The organism is Actinomadura sp. NPDC049382, from assembly GCF_040677125.1.
GTDB lineage: Bacteria > Actinomycetota > Actinomycetes > Streptosporangiales > Streptosporangiaceae > Spirillospora > Spirillospora geliboluensis.
In genome coordinates, this window is the sequence record NZ_JBFARO010000007.1 from 141,898 (window position 1) to 155,228 (window position 13,331).

The following is a 13,331-nucleotide window of genomic DNA, read 5'->3' on the forward strand; positions in this document are numbered from 1 at the left end:
AGTCATCGGGCGCCCGGGCTTGTACGATCTTGCACTCCGCAGGCGGCACGCTGGTAGGCGCCCGGCGGGACGCCGACCGCCCGCCGGAAATGGCGGGTCAGATGCGCCTGGTCGAAGAAGCCGACCTCGGCCGCGACCTCGCCCGGCGGCAGCCGCCGCTCCAGCAGCCGCCGCGCCGCGCGGACGCGCAGCTGGATCAGCAGCGCGTGCGGCGGCAGGCCGTAGGCGTCGCGGAACGACCGCAGCAGGGTGAACGGGCCGACCCCGACCTCCGCAGCGAGCTCCTCCAGGCTCGGCGGATCGACCATCCGAACCTGGAGGATCTCGCGTGCCATCGCGGTGTGCCGTCCCCGGAGACGGCGTGCCGGCTCCTCCGCCCGCACGGTGCCGTGCCTGTGCAGGAGGGCGGCGAGGGCGAGGCGCACCGACGTCTCCGCCGTCAGCGCGTCCTCGGTCTCCGTCGCCGTGTGCGCACGGACGAAGAGGCGGGCCAGGTCGGCGGCGTAGGTCACCCGCTCGCGGAACCGGGGGGTGCCGCGCGTCCCGCCGAGCCCGGCCATGACCTCGCCCGCCGGGTACAGCACCCGGTAGCGCCAGCCGCCGCGGTCCGGCGCGGTCCCGGTGTGGACCTCCTCGGGGTGGATGACCACCAGCCCGCCGGGGCCGACCCGCTCGACGCCGTCCCGGAACCAGATCTCCTCGGTGCCCGCCTGCACCGTGCCGATCGCGAACGTCTCGTGGCCGTGCCGGGAGAACTCGTGCCGGACGAAGTGGGCCCGCATCAGGTCCAAGCCCCCGAGCCCCCGGAGGCGCCACCAGATCGCCGCCGTTTCCACCCTCGGCACGTTACCGGGCGCTTTCGTCAAGGCTCCTCCGGGTGCGCTTCCGCTTCGTGAGAGCGGGCCGCGCGTGTGATGACGGCGGCCTCCTCGCGCCCGACGACGTGCACGGCGACGGGCAGCCCGTCCGGCGGGCCACCAGCCCCACCGCGATCGCCATCGCCGTCCCGACAACCGCGGCCGATGAGGTGAACAATGGCCGAAAGCCGTCGTCGGTCAGGACCGCCTCCCGCCCGACCCAGCCGAAGAACAGGTCGGCCGCCACGACTGCTCCCGGGACCAGCACGACACCCGTCGGAACGAGCAAAGTGACGAAAATGCGGACCGTCACCGCGTAGGCCGCCCCGACCGCACCCGTCATCGTGGGGCGTGCCGCTGCGTCTGTGACCGCCAAGTTCTCACCTCCTTTGCGAAATTCACCTATTCGGCTTGGCTTTACGGGAACGGTTTGGGCTGTTGTCCCCGGGAGTGGCTTCCTTCTGTTGCCCTCACAATGGGACGTCGTTCGGATTCGTATCGGGCTGCGCACTCGATGACGGTTGCTTCGTCGCGGCCCACGAATTGAACGCCGATGGGCAAGCCTGTCGCTGAGGTTCCGCACGGAACGCTGATGGCGGCCAGAGGACACCAGTTGACCGGGGCGCACAGGCGCAAGAGCGCGGAGGGGTTGTAGGGATGCTCCGGCCGCGAGAGTTCCTGTCTTTCCGGTGCGGTGCGCTCGACAGTGGGCAGGAGGAGGACGTCGCAGGCGATCAGGCAGTCCATGAAACGTTCAACGAGCCGTGCCGTCGTGCGCAGAGCCTTGATGAGGTCCGCGGTCGTGAAGGACGTCGCCGTGTCGAGCGCCGCGCGCGTGTCAGGCCCGTACAGCGCGGCCCGGCGCGGGTACCAGTCCCGGCCAGCGTGGGTTTCGAGCATATCGGCGAGCAGAGGGATGATGCGAGCCGGCGCCCAGTCGTCGAACGGGGGCGGCGACACGGGGGTGAGTTCGATGTCGCTTCGCGTGCCGAGGACGGAGGCCGCCTTGGCCGCCGCTTCAGCGACCTCGTCGGAGACGGCGCCGAGGGTGTCGTCCGTGGCCACGCCGACGCGCAACGTGCCCGGAGCCGTGGGCGGGGTGGTGGGGGAAAGGGCCCGCCACAGCAGATCGGCATCGCGGACGTCGGCCGCCAGGACGCCGCACGAGTCCAGCAGAGGCGACAAGGGGACGACGCCCCGCATCGATACGGCGCCGGCGCGGGGCTTGAGCCCGACCACGCCGCACAGCGCGGCGGGCACCCGGACCGAGCCGCCGGTGTCGGTGCCGAGCGCGCCGAGGACCTCGCCGGCGGCGACGGCGGCGGCGGACCCTCCGCTCGAGCCGCCCGCGATGCGGTCGGGGTGGGTCGGGTGCCGGGTCTGCGGGGTGACCGCGCCGAGCGCGAACTCGTGGGTGTGGGTCTTCCCGATGACCACCGCGCCCGCCGCGCGCAGCGCGGCCACGGCGGCGGCGTCGGACGCGGCGGGCGGGGCGCCGCCGAGCACCGGCGATCCGGCGCGGGTCGGCAGTCCTTCGACGTCGAGGAGGTCCTTGACCGCCACCGGGACGCCGTGCAGCGGCGAGCGCGGTCCCGTGCGGAGCAGTTCGTCCTCGAGCAGCCGTGCCTCGCGCAGTGCGCGCTCGCCGTCGACGGCCGCGAACGCCGACACGTCCGGCTCGCGGGCCTCGATGACGCGCAGGCAGGTCTCGGTCAGGTCGACCGGCGACAGCGCCCTGGAGGCCACCAGTTCGGCGGCGGCGCTGATCGGCGCGGGCGGGGCGGGCGCCGGGCGGCCGTTCATCGCCGCTCCGCGGGGGCGGTGCGGGCGGCGGCGTCCCGCCCGAGCAGCCGGGAGATCTCCGCCGCCGCCTCGCGCACGAGGCGGACGTTGTCCTCGAAGGAGGACTCCAGCACGGCCGGGCGGGGGCCGCTGAGGGAGATCGAGGCGCGGACCCGGTCCTCGTGGTCGAAGACGGGCGCGCCGATCGAGGCGATGCCCGGGATCACGTCCTGGTCGGAGAGGCTGTAGCCGGCGTCGCGCGTCTCGCGCAGCTGCCGGTAGAGGCCGTCCGGCGTGGTCTCGGTCGCGGGGGTGAACGCCGTCAGCGGCGCGTGCTCGGCGTACCGCCGCCAGAACTCCTCGGGCTCGAAGGCGAGCAGGGCGCGCGCGTTGGCGCCGCCGTGCAGCGGGATCGTCCCGCCGACGGGCAGGATCATCACGCCGACCTGCTGGCCGTCGATGCGTTCGACGCACAGCGCGTCGAACCCGCGGCGCACGGTCAGGAACACCGTCTGCCGGGTGGCGTCGTTCAGCCGCTCCATCGCCGGCAGTGCCGCGGCGCGCTCGTCGCCGAAGCGGCGGGCGACGGCGTTGCCGAGCGTGAACAGGTGGAGGCCGAGCTGGTAGCCGCCGCGCCGGGCGCCGGCCTGGACGAGGTCGTGCTCCTCCAGCGCGGCGAGCACCCGGTACAGGGTGCCGCGCGGCTCGCCGAGGCGCTCGCTGAGCTGCGCGGGCGTCAGCTCGCCCGCCTCGGCGAGGGCGTCGAGCACCGCGACCGCCTTCGTGAGCACCTTGACCGAGCCCTGCGCCTGCTCTCTTGACATGCTCTCCGTCCTCGACCTACGTTGTCCGCTATGCAGACTAATTGCCCGCAATGTGGACGATATAGCGCCCCGGGAGCCCCGGTCAAGGCCGCCGGGGGCGCCGCATGACGGCCACCGACACCGGCGGCGTGCTCCGCCAGCGCGCCCTCCCCGGGGTGGACTACGCGCCCGAGGAGCTGGGACGCGGCTGCCGGCAGCGCCCGGAGGACGTGCTCGCCGCCCTCGCGATGCCCCGCACCGGCCGGATCTTCGACCTGGACGCCGGGCGCTGGGCCGGGATGCCCGTGCTCGACGCGCACCCGCCATTCGTGATGACGACCTACCGGACGCCGCGCGGCGGCCGGATCGACGGCCCCGCGGGCCGGCCGGACGCGCAGGGCGCGCCCACCGGCGTGATGACCGAGTTCATGGCCGCCTCCACCCACACCGGCACGCACGTCGACGCCCTGTGCCACATCACCGAGGGCGAGGAGTGGTACGGCGGCGGCACCGAGGCCGAGCACCTCGGCGACCACGGCCCGGTGCGCGCGGAGGCGTCCTCGATCCCCCCGTTCGTGTGCCGCGGCGTCCTGCTCGACATCGCCGCCCTCCGCGGCGTCGGCGCGCTCCCCGCGGGCGAGCGCGTCACGGCCGGGGACGTCCGGGCCGCCGCGGAGCGGCAGGGCGTCGAGCTGCGCCCCGGCGACGCGGTGCTGATCCGCACCGGCTACATGTCGGTGTGGGACGCGGGCGCCGAGCGGCGCGGGGCGCACTTCGGCGCCGGGATCGACCTGAGCGCGGCGGAGGCGCTCGCGGACGCGGGCGCGGTGCTGGTCGGCGCCGACACCGAGAACGTCGAGTGCTTCCCCGCCCGCGACGCGGGGCCGTTCCTCCCCGTCCACGTGCGGCTGCTGGCCCGCGCCGGGGTGCACATCGCCGAACTGCTCTACCTGGAGCAGCTCGCGGAGGCGGAGGCGAGCGAGTTCCTGTTCCTCTGCCTGTCGCTGCGGGTCCGGGGGGCCACCGGCTCCATGGTGCGTCCGGTGGCGATCGTATGAGCGGCCGTTTCGAGGGCCGGGTCGCCCTGGTGACCGGCGCCAGCTCGGGGATCGGGGCCGGCGTCGCGCGGCGGCTGGCCGGCGAGGGCGCGCGGGTGCTCCTCGTGGCGCGCGACGCGCGCCGCACGGCCGCGGCGCACGAGGACCTGCTCGCCGACTCCGGCCGCGGGCACCGGGTGTTCGAGGCCGAACTGGAGGACGCCGGCTCGATCCGGGCGCTCGCCGCGAGCGTCGGCGAGGCCGCCGGCCGCCTCGACGTCCTGGTGCAGAGCGCCGGCGTCTTCGGGCCGCGTCCCTTCCAGGACATCTCCGTCGCCGAACTCGACCGCATGTGGGCCGTCAACGCGCGCGCGCCGTTCCTGGTGGCGCAGGCACTCACGCCGCTGATGGGCGAAGGCTCCTCGATGGTGCTGGTCTCGTCGGTGTCCGGGCACGTGGGCATGGCCGGACAGGCCGCCTACGGGATGACCAAGAGCGCCGTCGACGGGCTCGCGCGGACCCTCGCGGTCGAGCTCGCGCCGCGCGGCGTCCGCGTCAACGCCGTCGCGCCCGGCTTCACCGCGACCCCGATGAACGAGCACCTGCGCGCCGAGCCCGGCCGCGTCGAGCGGCTGGAGTCCGCGACCCTCGCGGGCCGGCTCGGCACCGTCGACGACATCGCGCGGGCGATCGCCTACCTCGCCTCCGACGACGCCGCGTTCGTCGTGGGCACGACGCTGACCGTGGACGGCGGCTACCCGACGTCCCACATCCAGACCGGGCGGGTGCGATGACGATCTTCACCGTGGTACGCGCCGACGTCGCGCCGGAGGCCGGTGCGCGGGAGGACGAGTTCGTCCGCTGGTGGGCCGAGGAGCACCAGCGCGAGTACGTGGCCGAGCCGGGCTTCCGCCGCTGCTGGCTGCTGCGGCGGCTCGACCACCCCGGCGCCGTCGGAGCGCGGCCCCAGCGGTACTCGGCGGTCTACGAGGTCGACGGCGTGGACGAGTTCAACCGCGTCCTCGACGCCGCGCCGCCCTGGGGGCCGTGGCAGCGGTACGTCGACACGTGGCTGCTCAACTGGGAGCGGACCTACCGGACGCTGCTCAGCACCCGCTCGCGCGACGGCGCGCAGGGAGCGCACTGGGCGATCGTCACCGCCGACGTCGACCTGCCGACCGACCGGGACGAGCGCGACTTCCACACCTGGTACGAGGAGCGGCACGTCCCGGAGCTGCTCGCCAATCCCGGCTTCCACCGGGCCGTCCGGCTGCGGCTCGCCCCGCACGACCGCGACCTCGGGAGCCGCGGCCACCGGTTCTGGGCCGTGTACGAGGTCGACGACCCCGACGACTTCGCCGGGGCGCTGCGCCGCCGGCGGGAGGCGGGCCAAGCGGCCTGGGAGCACTGGGCGGACGCGGTCACCGACTGGTCGGTGTCGCTGCACCGGGTCGTCAACCGCATCGACGCCGACCCCGCGGACGGGGCCGGCCGCACGGACGAGGGGGCGCGGGCATGAGCGAGGCCGACGGCTGGTGGTTCCAGCGCACCTGGAACGACTTCCGGCGCGGCACCGCCCGCGCCCGGCTGAGCTGGGACGGCGGGTCCGCGGGCGTCCTGCTCTACGACGAGGGCGTGCCGCGGACCGCCGCCGCCGTCCGCGCCGCGCTGCCGCTGCGGACGCAAGTCGTCAACACCGCGTGGAGCGGGGAGATGCTGATGGCCACCGAGACCTTCGGCCTCGCCGCGGGCGCGGCCGAGAACGCGGTCCGCCTGGTCCGGCCGGGCGACCTCACCTGGGACGGGAAGTACGGGGAGATCTGCGTCGTCTACGGCGACGCCGAGTGCCGCCTGCCCTCCGGACCCAACACGGTCACCGTCTTCGGCCAGGTGACCGACAACCTCGAAGGGCTGGCCGCCTTCGGGCGGAGGCGCCGCTTCCACGGAGCGGGCGCCCTCCGCCTCGCCGCCGAGGAGGGCGCATGAACACCGCTGCCCGCTGGCTGCTCGTCGTCGACGTGACGGTCGAGGAGTCGGTCGAGGACGACTGGAACCGCTGGTACGACGAGGTCCACCTGCCCGAGATCGCCGGCTGCCCCGGCTTCGTGTCGGGGGAGCGCTACGTCTCCGCCGCCGGCGGCGGCCGCCGGTACCTGTCGCTGTACGAGATCGACGACCCCGCCGTCCTCGACGGCGCCGAGTTCCGCCGCCGCCGGGGCTGGTCCCGGTTCGCGCCGCACGTGCAGGCCACCGTGCGCGTGTACGGGCGGCGCGCGGAGAGCGGCACGGAGGAACGCGCGGAGAGCGGCGCGGGACGCGCGGAGGCGCGGTCATGAGCCGGCCCGGGGACGCCACCGCCGGCTTCGGGGCGTTCGCCTACTGGCCGGACGACCTGGAGTGGTCGACGCAGTTCATGCGGCTGCTCGGCTACATCTACGTCGGCGGCGCCGACTTCAGCGAGGTCCACGCCGTCGCGCGGGACCTGCCCCCCGGGGACGAGCGCGCCTGGCGGGCCGGGTTCTCCGCGCTCGCCGACGCGGTGGAGGGCGACGCCCGCGCCGCCCACGCCGGCGGCCACCCGGTCACCGCGCGGGACGCGTGGCTGCGCGCGTCCGTCTACCACCGGATCTCCGGGCAGCTCCGGGCGATCGGCGGCGCCGGGACGCCACCCGGCGTCGAGGCCGCGCGGCGCTGCTTCCGCGCCGCCATGGCGGTCACCGACCCGCCCGTGGCGGCGGTGGAGATCCCCTACGAGGGCACGACGCTGCCCGGGTACCTGGTGCCGCCGCTCCGCGCGGACGGCCCCGGGCCGGCCGTGGCCGTCATCGGCGGGATCGACGCGTTCGCCGAGGAGATGTACCTGAAGATCGGCCGCGCGCTCGGCGAGCGCGGCTACACGGTGCTGCTCTTCGACGGGCCCGGCCAGGGCGAGGCGCGCCGGCGCGGCGTGCACGCCCGGCACGACTCCGAGGTGCCGGTGGCCGCCGCCGTCGACTTCCTCCAGCGCCGCGACGGCGTCGACCCGGACCGGATCGGGCTCATCGGGTCGAGCCTCGGCGGCTACTACGCGACCCGCGCCGCCGCGTTCGAGCACCGGCTGCGCGCCTGCGTGGTCTGGGGCGCGAGCGAGGGCATCGACGCCGCCAAGCTCGCCCCGGGCGGGCCGCTCGCCGGCCGCGCCCGCCAGGTGCAGGCCCTCTTCGGCCTCGACGACCCGGCCGGGCTCCCGGCCCGGGTGGCGGGGTTCCACCTGCGCGGCGTCCCCGAGCGGATCCGCTGCCCGGTGCTGATCCTTCACGGCGAGAGCGACGTGCTGGTGCCCCTTGAGGTCGCCCACCGGACGTTCGACGCCGTCGGGCACGAGGACAAGCGCCTCATCACCTACCCGCCGGGCACCCCCGGCTGCACGCACTGCCAGCTCGACGCACTGTCCGTCGCCCACCGCGACATCTGCGACTGGCTCGACACGCGCCTGCGCGCCTGAAGACGCGCCCCACCCCGGCGAAGGAGAGACAGTGACCATCTTCGACGAGCCCCACCGCATGACAAGACGCGGCCTGCTGGCCGCCGGGGGCGCCCTGGCGGCGGGCGGGCTGCTCGCAGGGTGCGGGCGGGCGTCCGGCCGCGCGCTCGGCGCCCTCACCGTCAGCGTCCCGCTGCTGCCCGACCGGCTGCACACCACCCGTGCGGTCGGCCCGATCCTCGGCGTCGTCCTGCTGGGCCTGGAGCCGCTGATGCTGCTGGGCCCGGACGGCGCCGTGCGCCCCAACCTCGCCCTGTCCCACGAGCAGCCGAAACCCACCCGGCACGTGTTCCGGCTGCGGCCGGGCGTCCGGTTCTGGGACGGCTCGCCGCTCACCGCCGACGACGTCGTCGCCTCCTTCGAGGCGCACTTCGCCAAAGGCTCGGACTCGGCGGCCGGCTCCTACTGGACGACCGTCGCCCGTGTCCGCGCCGAGCGCCCCGACGTCGTGGTCGTCGACCTGCACCGCCCCCAGACCGACTTCGTCTACACCGTCGCCCGCACCGGGGTGTTCAGCGCCGCCTACGCGCGGCGCCACGGCCCTCGGCTGGGGACTCCGGGCGTCCTCAACATGGGCACCGGGCCCTACCGGTTCGAGACGATGACGCCCTACTCGCGCGTGCTCATGACCCGCAACGAGCGGTACTGGGGCGGCGTGCCCCGCGCCGGCCGCATCGACGCCCAGGTTCTCGACAAGAACGGCCTCCTGCTCGGCGTGCAGGCCGGCGAGATCGACGTCGTGTTCAACGTCCCCAACACCCACCTGGCGTCGTTCTCCGACCTCCGCGACGTGACGCTGACCAAGGTCGTCGACGCCGCCGTCTACAAGTTCAACTTCAGCGCCGGAAAGGAACCCTGGAACGATCCACACCTGCGCCGCGCGTTCGCGCACACGGTCGACCGCGCCGCGATCGCGCGGGACGTGATGCACGGCGCCGTCCCCGCGGCGGCGCCCGCCCCGCCCGCCAACTTCTCCGGCACGATGCCCGAGGCGAAGGTCCAGGCCGCCTACGCGGAGCTGGACCGGCTGCTGCCCGCCCACGACCTCGCCCGCGCCCGGCGTGAGCTCGCCGCGTCGTCGCGGCCGGACGGGCTCGACGTGACGGTCCTCGTCCTGCCCAGCGACCCGAGCCTGTCGTCCATCACCCAGACGGTCGCGCAGAGCGCCGCGAAGATCGGCATCAACGTCAAGGTGCGGGAGGCCGACGAGGGCACCTACACCAACGCCGTCTACCTCAAGCACGAGACCGAGGGGCTCAGCATCGACAACTTCGGCGCGGGCAGCCCCGATGTCCTCAACGTCCCCGACCTGGTGTTCCACAGCCGCAACAGCCGCCCGGACGGCTTCACCAACGTCGCCGACCACCGCGACGCCGGGATCGACGCCCTGCTGGACGAGGGCGCGCGGCTCAAGGCCGGCGACCCCGCCCGCGCGAAACTGTCGCTGGAGGTCCTGGCCCGCGGCGCGCGGGAGCTGCCCTACCTCCCCGTCGCCTACCCCAACCTGTATCTGGCCTTGAAGGACCAGTACAGGTTCACCGGATTCAACGCCTACTGGTGGATGAACCGCTGGCCCGACCAGCTCCACCCGGCGGGGGCGTGAGCGCGATGCCCGTCCTCGCACGCTTCCTCGCCCGCCGCGTCGCGTCCGCCGCCGCCGTCCTGCTGCTCGTCACCATCGCGGTGTTCCTGCTCGTCCACCTGGCGCCCGGCGGTCCGGAGCAGGCCGTCGGCGGCAAGTTCGCCACCGTCGAGCAGCAGCGGGAGATCCGGGCCTCGCTCGGCCTCGACGACCCGCTCCCCGTCCAGTACGGCCGGTTCCTCGAACGCGCCGCGCGGCTCGACTTCGGCACCTCCTTCACCACCCGGCAGGACGTGACGGAGGCGATCGGCGAGGCGCTCCAGGTCTCCGGCCCGCTCGTCCTCGTCTCGTTCGCCCTCATCACCGTGATCGGCACGGCCGCGGGCACGCTGGCCGCGCTGCGCGCCGGCGGCCCCCTGGACCGCCTCGTCGTCGGCGGCGGGCTCCTCGGCGCCGCGTCCCCGACGTTCGTGACCGCGCTGGTGCTGCTGACCGTGTTCGGCGTGAAGCTGCGCTGGCTGCCCGTCTTCGGCGACGGCGACGACCCTGCGGACCGGGCGCTGCACCTCGTCCTGCCTATCGCGACCCTCACCATCGCCGGGACCGCCGCGATGCTCCAGATCACCCGCACCCGGGTGCTGGAGGTGCTGCGCGAGGACCACATCACCTTCGCGCGGGCGCGCGGCCTGCCGCACCGCCGGATCATCGGGCGGTTCGTCCTGCGCAACGCCGGCATCCAGGTCGTCACCCGCAGCGGGACGATCCTCGTCGGGCTCGTCTCCTGGGGCCTGCTCGTCGAGATGACCTTCGGCCTGAACGGCGTCGGAGCGCTCCTGGTCAAGGCGATCAACGAGCGCGACGTCCCCACCGTCCAAGGAGTCACCATGCTGATCGCCGCGTCGATCGTCGCGGTCAACGTCGCCGTCGACCTGCTGTACTTCACCCTCGACCCCCGCGTCCGGCTCACCGGGCGCACCTCCGGCGCGTGAGCGCCGCGAAGGGCGCCGCGCCCGCCCCGGCTGCGGCCGGGGCCCGCGCCCGCCGCCGCGGCCGCGGCGACCGGATGCCGCCGTCGGTCGCGCTCAGCATCGCGTTCCTGCTGGTCGTGCTGCTGTGCGCGGCGGTCCCCGCCGTGCTCGCCCCGCTCGACCCCGCCCGGATCCAGGCCGAGGAGGCGCTCCAGGGGGCCTCGTCCGCCCACCTGCTCGGCACCGACGACCTCGGCCGCGACATCCTGTCCCGGGTCGTCGCCGGGGCGCGCAGCGCGATCCTCGGCCCGGCGATCGTGGCCGTGGCGACGGCGGTGCTGAGCACCGCGCTGGCGCTGGCCGCCGGCTACTACGGGGGCCGCCTGGACGACCTCATCGGGCGCGCCGCCGACCTCGTCTACGCCATCCCGGCGCTGATCCTGGCCATCGTCGTCGTCGGCCTGTTCGGCGGCGGCTACCCGCTCGCCATCGCGGTGCTCGTGGTGTTCAACACCCCCACCGCGCTGCGGATCCTGCGGGCCACCGTCATCGAGCACCGCCGGCTGCCCTACGTCGAGGCGGCCGAGACGCTCGGCGTCCCGCCGCGGACCATCATGCTCCGCCACCTGCTGCCCAACCTGGAGGCAATGCTCGTGACGACCGTGTTCCTCGGCTTCACCTACGGGATGGTCGAGCTGTCGGCGCTGTCCTTCCTCGGGCTCGGCGTCCCGCCGGGCTCCTCCGACTGGGGCCGGATGCTCGCGGAGAACCGCGTCCAGGTCTTCCAGAACGTGTGGGCGGCGCTCGCCCCCGGCATCGCGCTCGTCGGCACCGTGGTCGCCGCCAACCTGCTCGGCGACTGGGGCTACCGGCGGCTGGAGCGGCGGAGGGCGGAGCGGTGAGCGCACCCGTCACCGGCGGAGGCGAGCTGCGCGTCCGCGACCTGGAGGTGCTCCTCCAGCGGCCCGGCGGCCCCGTCGCCATCACCACCGGCGTCGACCTCGACGTCGCGCCGGGCGAGGCGGTCGCGCTCGTCGGCGAGTCGGGCAGCGGCAAGTCGCTGACCACCCGCGCCGTCCTGGACCTGCTCCCCGGCGGCATGCGCGCCGCCGGGCGGATCGGCTACGGCGGGCGGGAGCTGGCCGGGCTCGGCGGGCGCCGGCGGCACCGGCTGCGCGGCCGGGAGCTCGCCCTCGTCATGCAGGACCCCTTCACCATGCTGAACCCGATCGAGCGGTGCGGCGCCCAGATCGTCGAGCCGCTGCGCGACGGGCGGGGGCGCCGGCCGCCCGCCGCCGAGCGCCGCGCCGAGGCGGTGCGGCGGCTCGCCGAGGTCGGGATCGACGACCCGGCCGTGGCCGACCGCTACCCGTTCGAGCTGTCGGGCGGCATGCGCCAGCGCGTGGCGATCGCCGCCGCCGTGGCCGAGCGCCCGCGCCTGCTCATCGCCGACGAGCCGACCACCGCGCTGGACGTCACCACGCAGAAGCAGATCCTCGACCTGCTGGGCGAGTTGCGCGTCCGGCACTCGATGGGGCTCGTCCTCATCACCCACGACCTGCGCGTCGCCTTCAGCGTCTGCGACCGCGTCCACGTGATGTACGCGGGCACGGTCCTGGAGTCGGCCCGCTCGCGCGACCTGGAGGAGCGGCCCCGGCACCCCTACACGCTCGGGCTGCTGCGCGCCGAGCCGCCGGCCGACCGGCGGCTCGACGAGCTCGCCGGGATCCCGGGTGCGGTCCCGGCGCCGGGGGAGCGGCCGGACGGCTGCCCGTTCGCGCCGCGCTGCGACTGGCGGACCGACGCCTGCGAGAGCGGCCTGCCGCCGCTGCTGGACCTGGCGGACGGGCACGCGGCCCGCTGCGTGCGCGCCGGGGAGATCGGCGACGAGCTGGCCGCGCTGCGCCGGGCCGCCGTGGAAGAGGGCGCGGCGGACGGCGCGGCCGTGGACGGGGAGGCCGTGGCACCGGCCGCCGCGCCGCTGGCCGTGCTCCGGGACGTCCGCAAGGTGTTCCCGCCGCCCCGGCGCGGCGGCACCGCCACCACCGCCCTCGACGGGGTCACCGTCCAGATCGCCGAGGGCGAGAGCGTCGGGCTCGTCGGCGAGTCAGGGTCGGGCAAGACCACCATCGGGCGCATCGCCGTCGGCCTGGAGCGGCCCGGGTCCGGGACGGTCACCGTCGGGGGCGTGACCGTCGGCGCGCGGATGGCCAAGGCCGACCTGGCGCGGCTGCGCGGCATCGCGCAGATGGCCTTCCAGGACCCCTACTCGTCGCTGAACCCCGCGCTGACCATCGGCCGCACCCTGCGGGAGGCGGCCCGGCTCGGCGGCGGCCGGGGCGGGGCGGCGCCGCCCGCCGCCGAGCTGCTGGAACTGGTCGGGCTGCCCGCCCACTACGCCCGCCGCCGCCCCGCCGGGCTGTCCGGCGGGGAGCGGCAGCGCGTCGCGATCGCGCGGGCGCTCGCGCGGCGGCCCCGGCTGCTCGTCTGCGACGAGGTCGTCTCCGCCCTCGACGTGTCCGTCCAAGCGCAGATCCTCACGCTGCTGCGCGACCTGCGCGCCGAGCTGGGGCTGGCCTACCTGTTCATCACCCACGACCTGGCGGTCGTCCGCCAGATCACCGACCGGGTCTACGTGCTGCGCAAGGGCGAGGTCGTCGAGTCCGGGCCGACGGCGTCGGTTCTCGACGACCCGCGCCGGCCGTACACCCGCGAGCTGATCGCGTCGATCCCGCACCGCGGCCCGGCCGACCCGGGCGGCGCGGACGACCCCTGCTGA

The 13,331-nt window shown here is 75.2% G+C and carries 14 protein-coding genes; 10 read left to right on the forward strand and 4 right to left on the reverse strand.

What is annotated here, in order from left to right:
• Window positions 1-2: 2 nt before the first annotated feature.
• From AB0K34_RS07505 to AB0K34_RS07520, 4 genes are read right to left on the reverse strand one after another with little or no spacing between them, the layout of a single operon-like run.
• On the reverse strand, window positions 3-836 hold the full coding sequence (locus AB0K34_RS07505) for an AraC family transcriptional regulator (protein WP_240807774.1): 834 nt from the start codon (window positions 834-836) through the stop codon (window positions 3-5).
• Between the two features lie 10 nt (window positions 837-846).
• On the reverse strand, window positions 847-1,233 hold the full coding sequence (locus AB0K34_RS07510) for a hypothetical protein (protein ID WP_138637567.1): 387 nt from the start codon (window positions 1,231-1,233) through the stop codon (window positions 847-849).
• Window positions 1,234-1,274: 41 nt separating this feature from the next.
• Complete coding sequence (locus AB0K34_RS07515) at window positions 1,275-2,660, reverse strand: amidase (protein ID WP_301175698.1); 1,386 nt, start codon at window positions 2,658-2,660, stop codon at window positions 1,275-1,277.
• On the reverse strand, window positions 2,657-3,463 hold the full coding sequence (locus tag AB0K34_RS07520; RefSeq protein WP_171069488.1) for an IclR family transcriptional regulator: 807 nt from the start codon (window positions 3,461-3,463) through the stop codon (window positions 2,657-2,659). Before AB0K34_RS07520 ends, AB0K34_RS07515 begins: the two co-directional genes overlap by 4 nt.
• Window positions 3,464-3,567: 104 nt before the next feature.
• Between AB0K34_RS07520 and AB0K34_RS07525 the strand changes: the two genes are divergently transcribed.
• The 10 genes from AB0K34_RS07525 to AB0K34_RS07570 are packed head-to-tail and all read left to right on the forward strand — an operon-like array spanning window position 3,568 to window position 13,331.
• Window positions 3,568-4,500: a cyclase family protein gene (locus AB0K34_RS07525; protein WP_138641890.1), complete on the forward strand. Its 933-nt coding sequence runs from the start codon at window positions 3,568-3,570 to the stop codon at window positions 4,498-4,500.
• The gene (locus AB0K34_RS07530) at window positions 4,497-5,273 is read left to right on the forward strand and encodes an SDR family oxidoreductase (RefSeq protein WP_138641891.1); all 777 of its coding nucleotides are present in this window, start codon (window positions 4,497-4,499) and stop codon (window positions 5,271-5,273) included. Before AB0K34_RS07525 ends, AB0K34_RS07530 begins: the two co-directional genes overlap by 4 nt.
• Entirely contained in the window at window positions 5,270-5,998 is a 729-nt protein-coding gene (locus AB0K34_RS07535) for a DUF4286 family protein (RefSeq protein ID WP_171069489.1), read from the forward strand. The genes AB0K34_RS07530 and AB0K34_RS07535 overlap by 4 nt, the downstream gene beginning before the upstream one ends.
• Window positions 5,995-6,465, forward strand: coding sequence for a DUF3830 family protein (locus AB0K34_RS07540; protein WP_138641892.1), 471 nt, complete (start codon window positions 5,995-5,997; stop codon window positions 6,463-6,465). The genes AB0K34_RS07535 and AB0K34_RS07540 overlap by 4 nt, the downstream gene beginning before the upstream one ends.
• Window positions 6,462-6,815: a DUF4286 family protein gene (locus tag AB0K34_RS07545; RefSeq protein WP_138641893.1), complete on the forward strand. Its 354-nt coding sequence runs from the start codon at window positions 6,462-6,464 to the stop codon at window positions 6,813-6,815. The genes AB0K34_RS07540 and AB0K34_RS07545 overlap by 4 nt, the downstream gene beginning before the upstream one ends.
• Window positions 6,812-7,963 (forward strand): alpha/beta fold hydrolase, encoded by a 1,152-nt coding sequence (locus tag AB0K34_RS07550; RefSeq protein ID WP_301175699.1) that lies wholly within the window; start codon window positions 6,812-6,814, stop codon window positions 7,961-7,963. The genes AB0K34_RS07545 and AB0K34_RS07550 overlap by 4 nt, the downstream gene beginning before the upstream one ends.
• A gap of 31 nt (window positions 7,964-7,994) precedes the next feature.
• On the forward strand, window positions 7,995-9,605 hold the full coding sequence (locus AB0K34_RS07555) for an ABC transporter substrate-binding protein (protein WP_138639098.1): 1,611 nt from the start codon (window positions 7,995-7,997) through the stop codon (window positions 9,603-9,605).
• Window positions 9,606-9,610: 5 nt separating this feature from the next.
• A complete protein-coding gene (locus AB0K34_RS07560) occupies window positions 9,611-10,573 on the forward strand; it encodes an ABC transporter permease (RefSeq protein WP_240808212.1) in 963 nt (320 codons plus the stop codon).
• Window positions 10,570-11,454 (forward strand): ABC transporter permease, encoded by an 885-nt coding sequence (locus AB0K34_RS07565; protein WP_205719462.1) that lies wholly within the window; start codon window positions 10,570-10,572, stop codon window positions 11,452-11,454. The genes AB0K34_RS07560 and AB0K34_RS07565 overlap by 4 nt, the downstream gene beginning before the upstream one ends.
• A complete protein-coding gene (locus AB0K34_RS07570) occupies window positions 11,451-13,331 on the forward strand; it encodes an ABC transporter ATP-binding protein (RefSeq protein WP_240808210.1) in 1,881 nt (626 codons plus the stop codon). Before AB0K34_RS07565 ends, AB0K34_RS07570 begins: the two co-directional genes overlap by 4 nt.

Bases quoted from the DNA above. Each gene is read 5' to 3' on its own strand.
- AB0K34_RS07560 (WP_240808212.1), top strand. From the start codon at position 9,611: ATGCCCGTCCTCGCACGCTTCCTCGCCCGCCGCGTCGCGTCCGCCGCC.
- AB0K34_RS07545 (WP_138641893.1), top strand. From the start codon at position 6,462: ATGAACACCGCTGCCCGCTGGCTGCTCGTCGTCGACGTGACGGTCGAG.
- AB0K34_RS07520 (WP_171069488.1), bottom strand. From the start codon at position 3,463: ATGTCAAGAGAGCAGGCGCAGGGCTCGGTCAAGGTGCTCACGAAGGCG.
- AB0K34_RS07550 (WP_301175699.1), top strand. From the start codon at position 6,812: ATGAGCCGGCCCGGGGACGCCACCGCCGGCTTCGGGGCGTTCGCCTAC.
- AB0K34_RS07515 (WP_301175698.1), bottom strand. From the start codon at position 2,660: ATGAACGGCCGCCCGGCGCCCGCCCCGCCCGCGCCGATCAGCGCCGCC.
- AB0K34_RS07525 (WP_138641890.1), top strand. From the start codon at position 3,568: ATGACGGCCACCGACACCGGCGGCGTGCTCCGCCAGCGCGCCCTCCCC.
- AB0K34_RS07530 (WP_138641891.1), top strand. From the start codon at position 4,497: ATGAGCGGCCGTTTCGAGGGCCGGGTCGCCCTGGTGACCGGCGCCAGC.
- AB0K34_RS07535 (WP_171069489.1), top strand. From the start codon at position 5,270: ATGACGATCTTCACCGTGGTACGCGCCGACGTCGCGCCGGAGGCCGGT.
- AB0K34_RS07540 (WP_138641892.1), top strand. From the start codon at position 5,995: ATGAGCGAGGCCGACGGCTGGTGGTTCCAGCGCACCTGGAACGACTTC.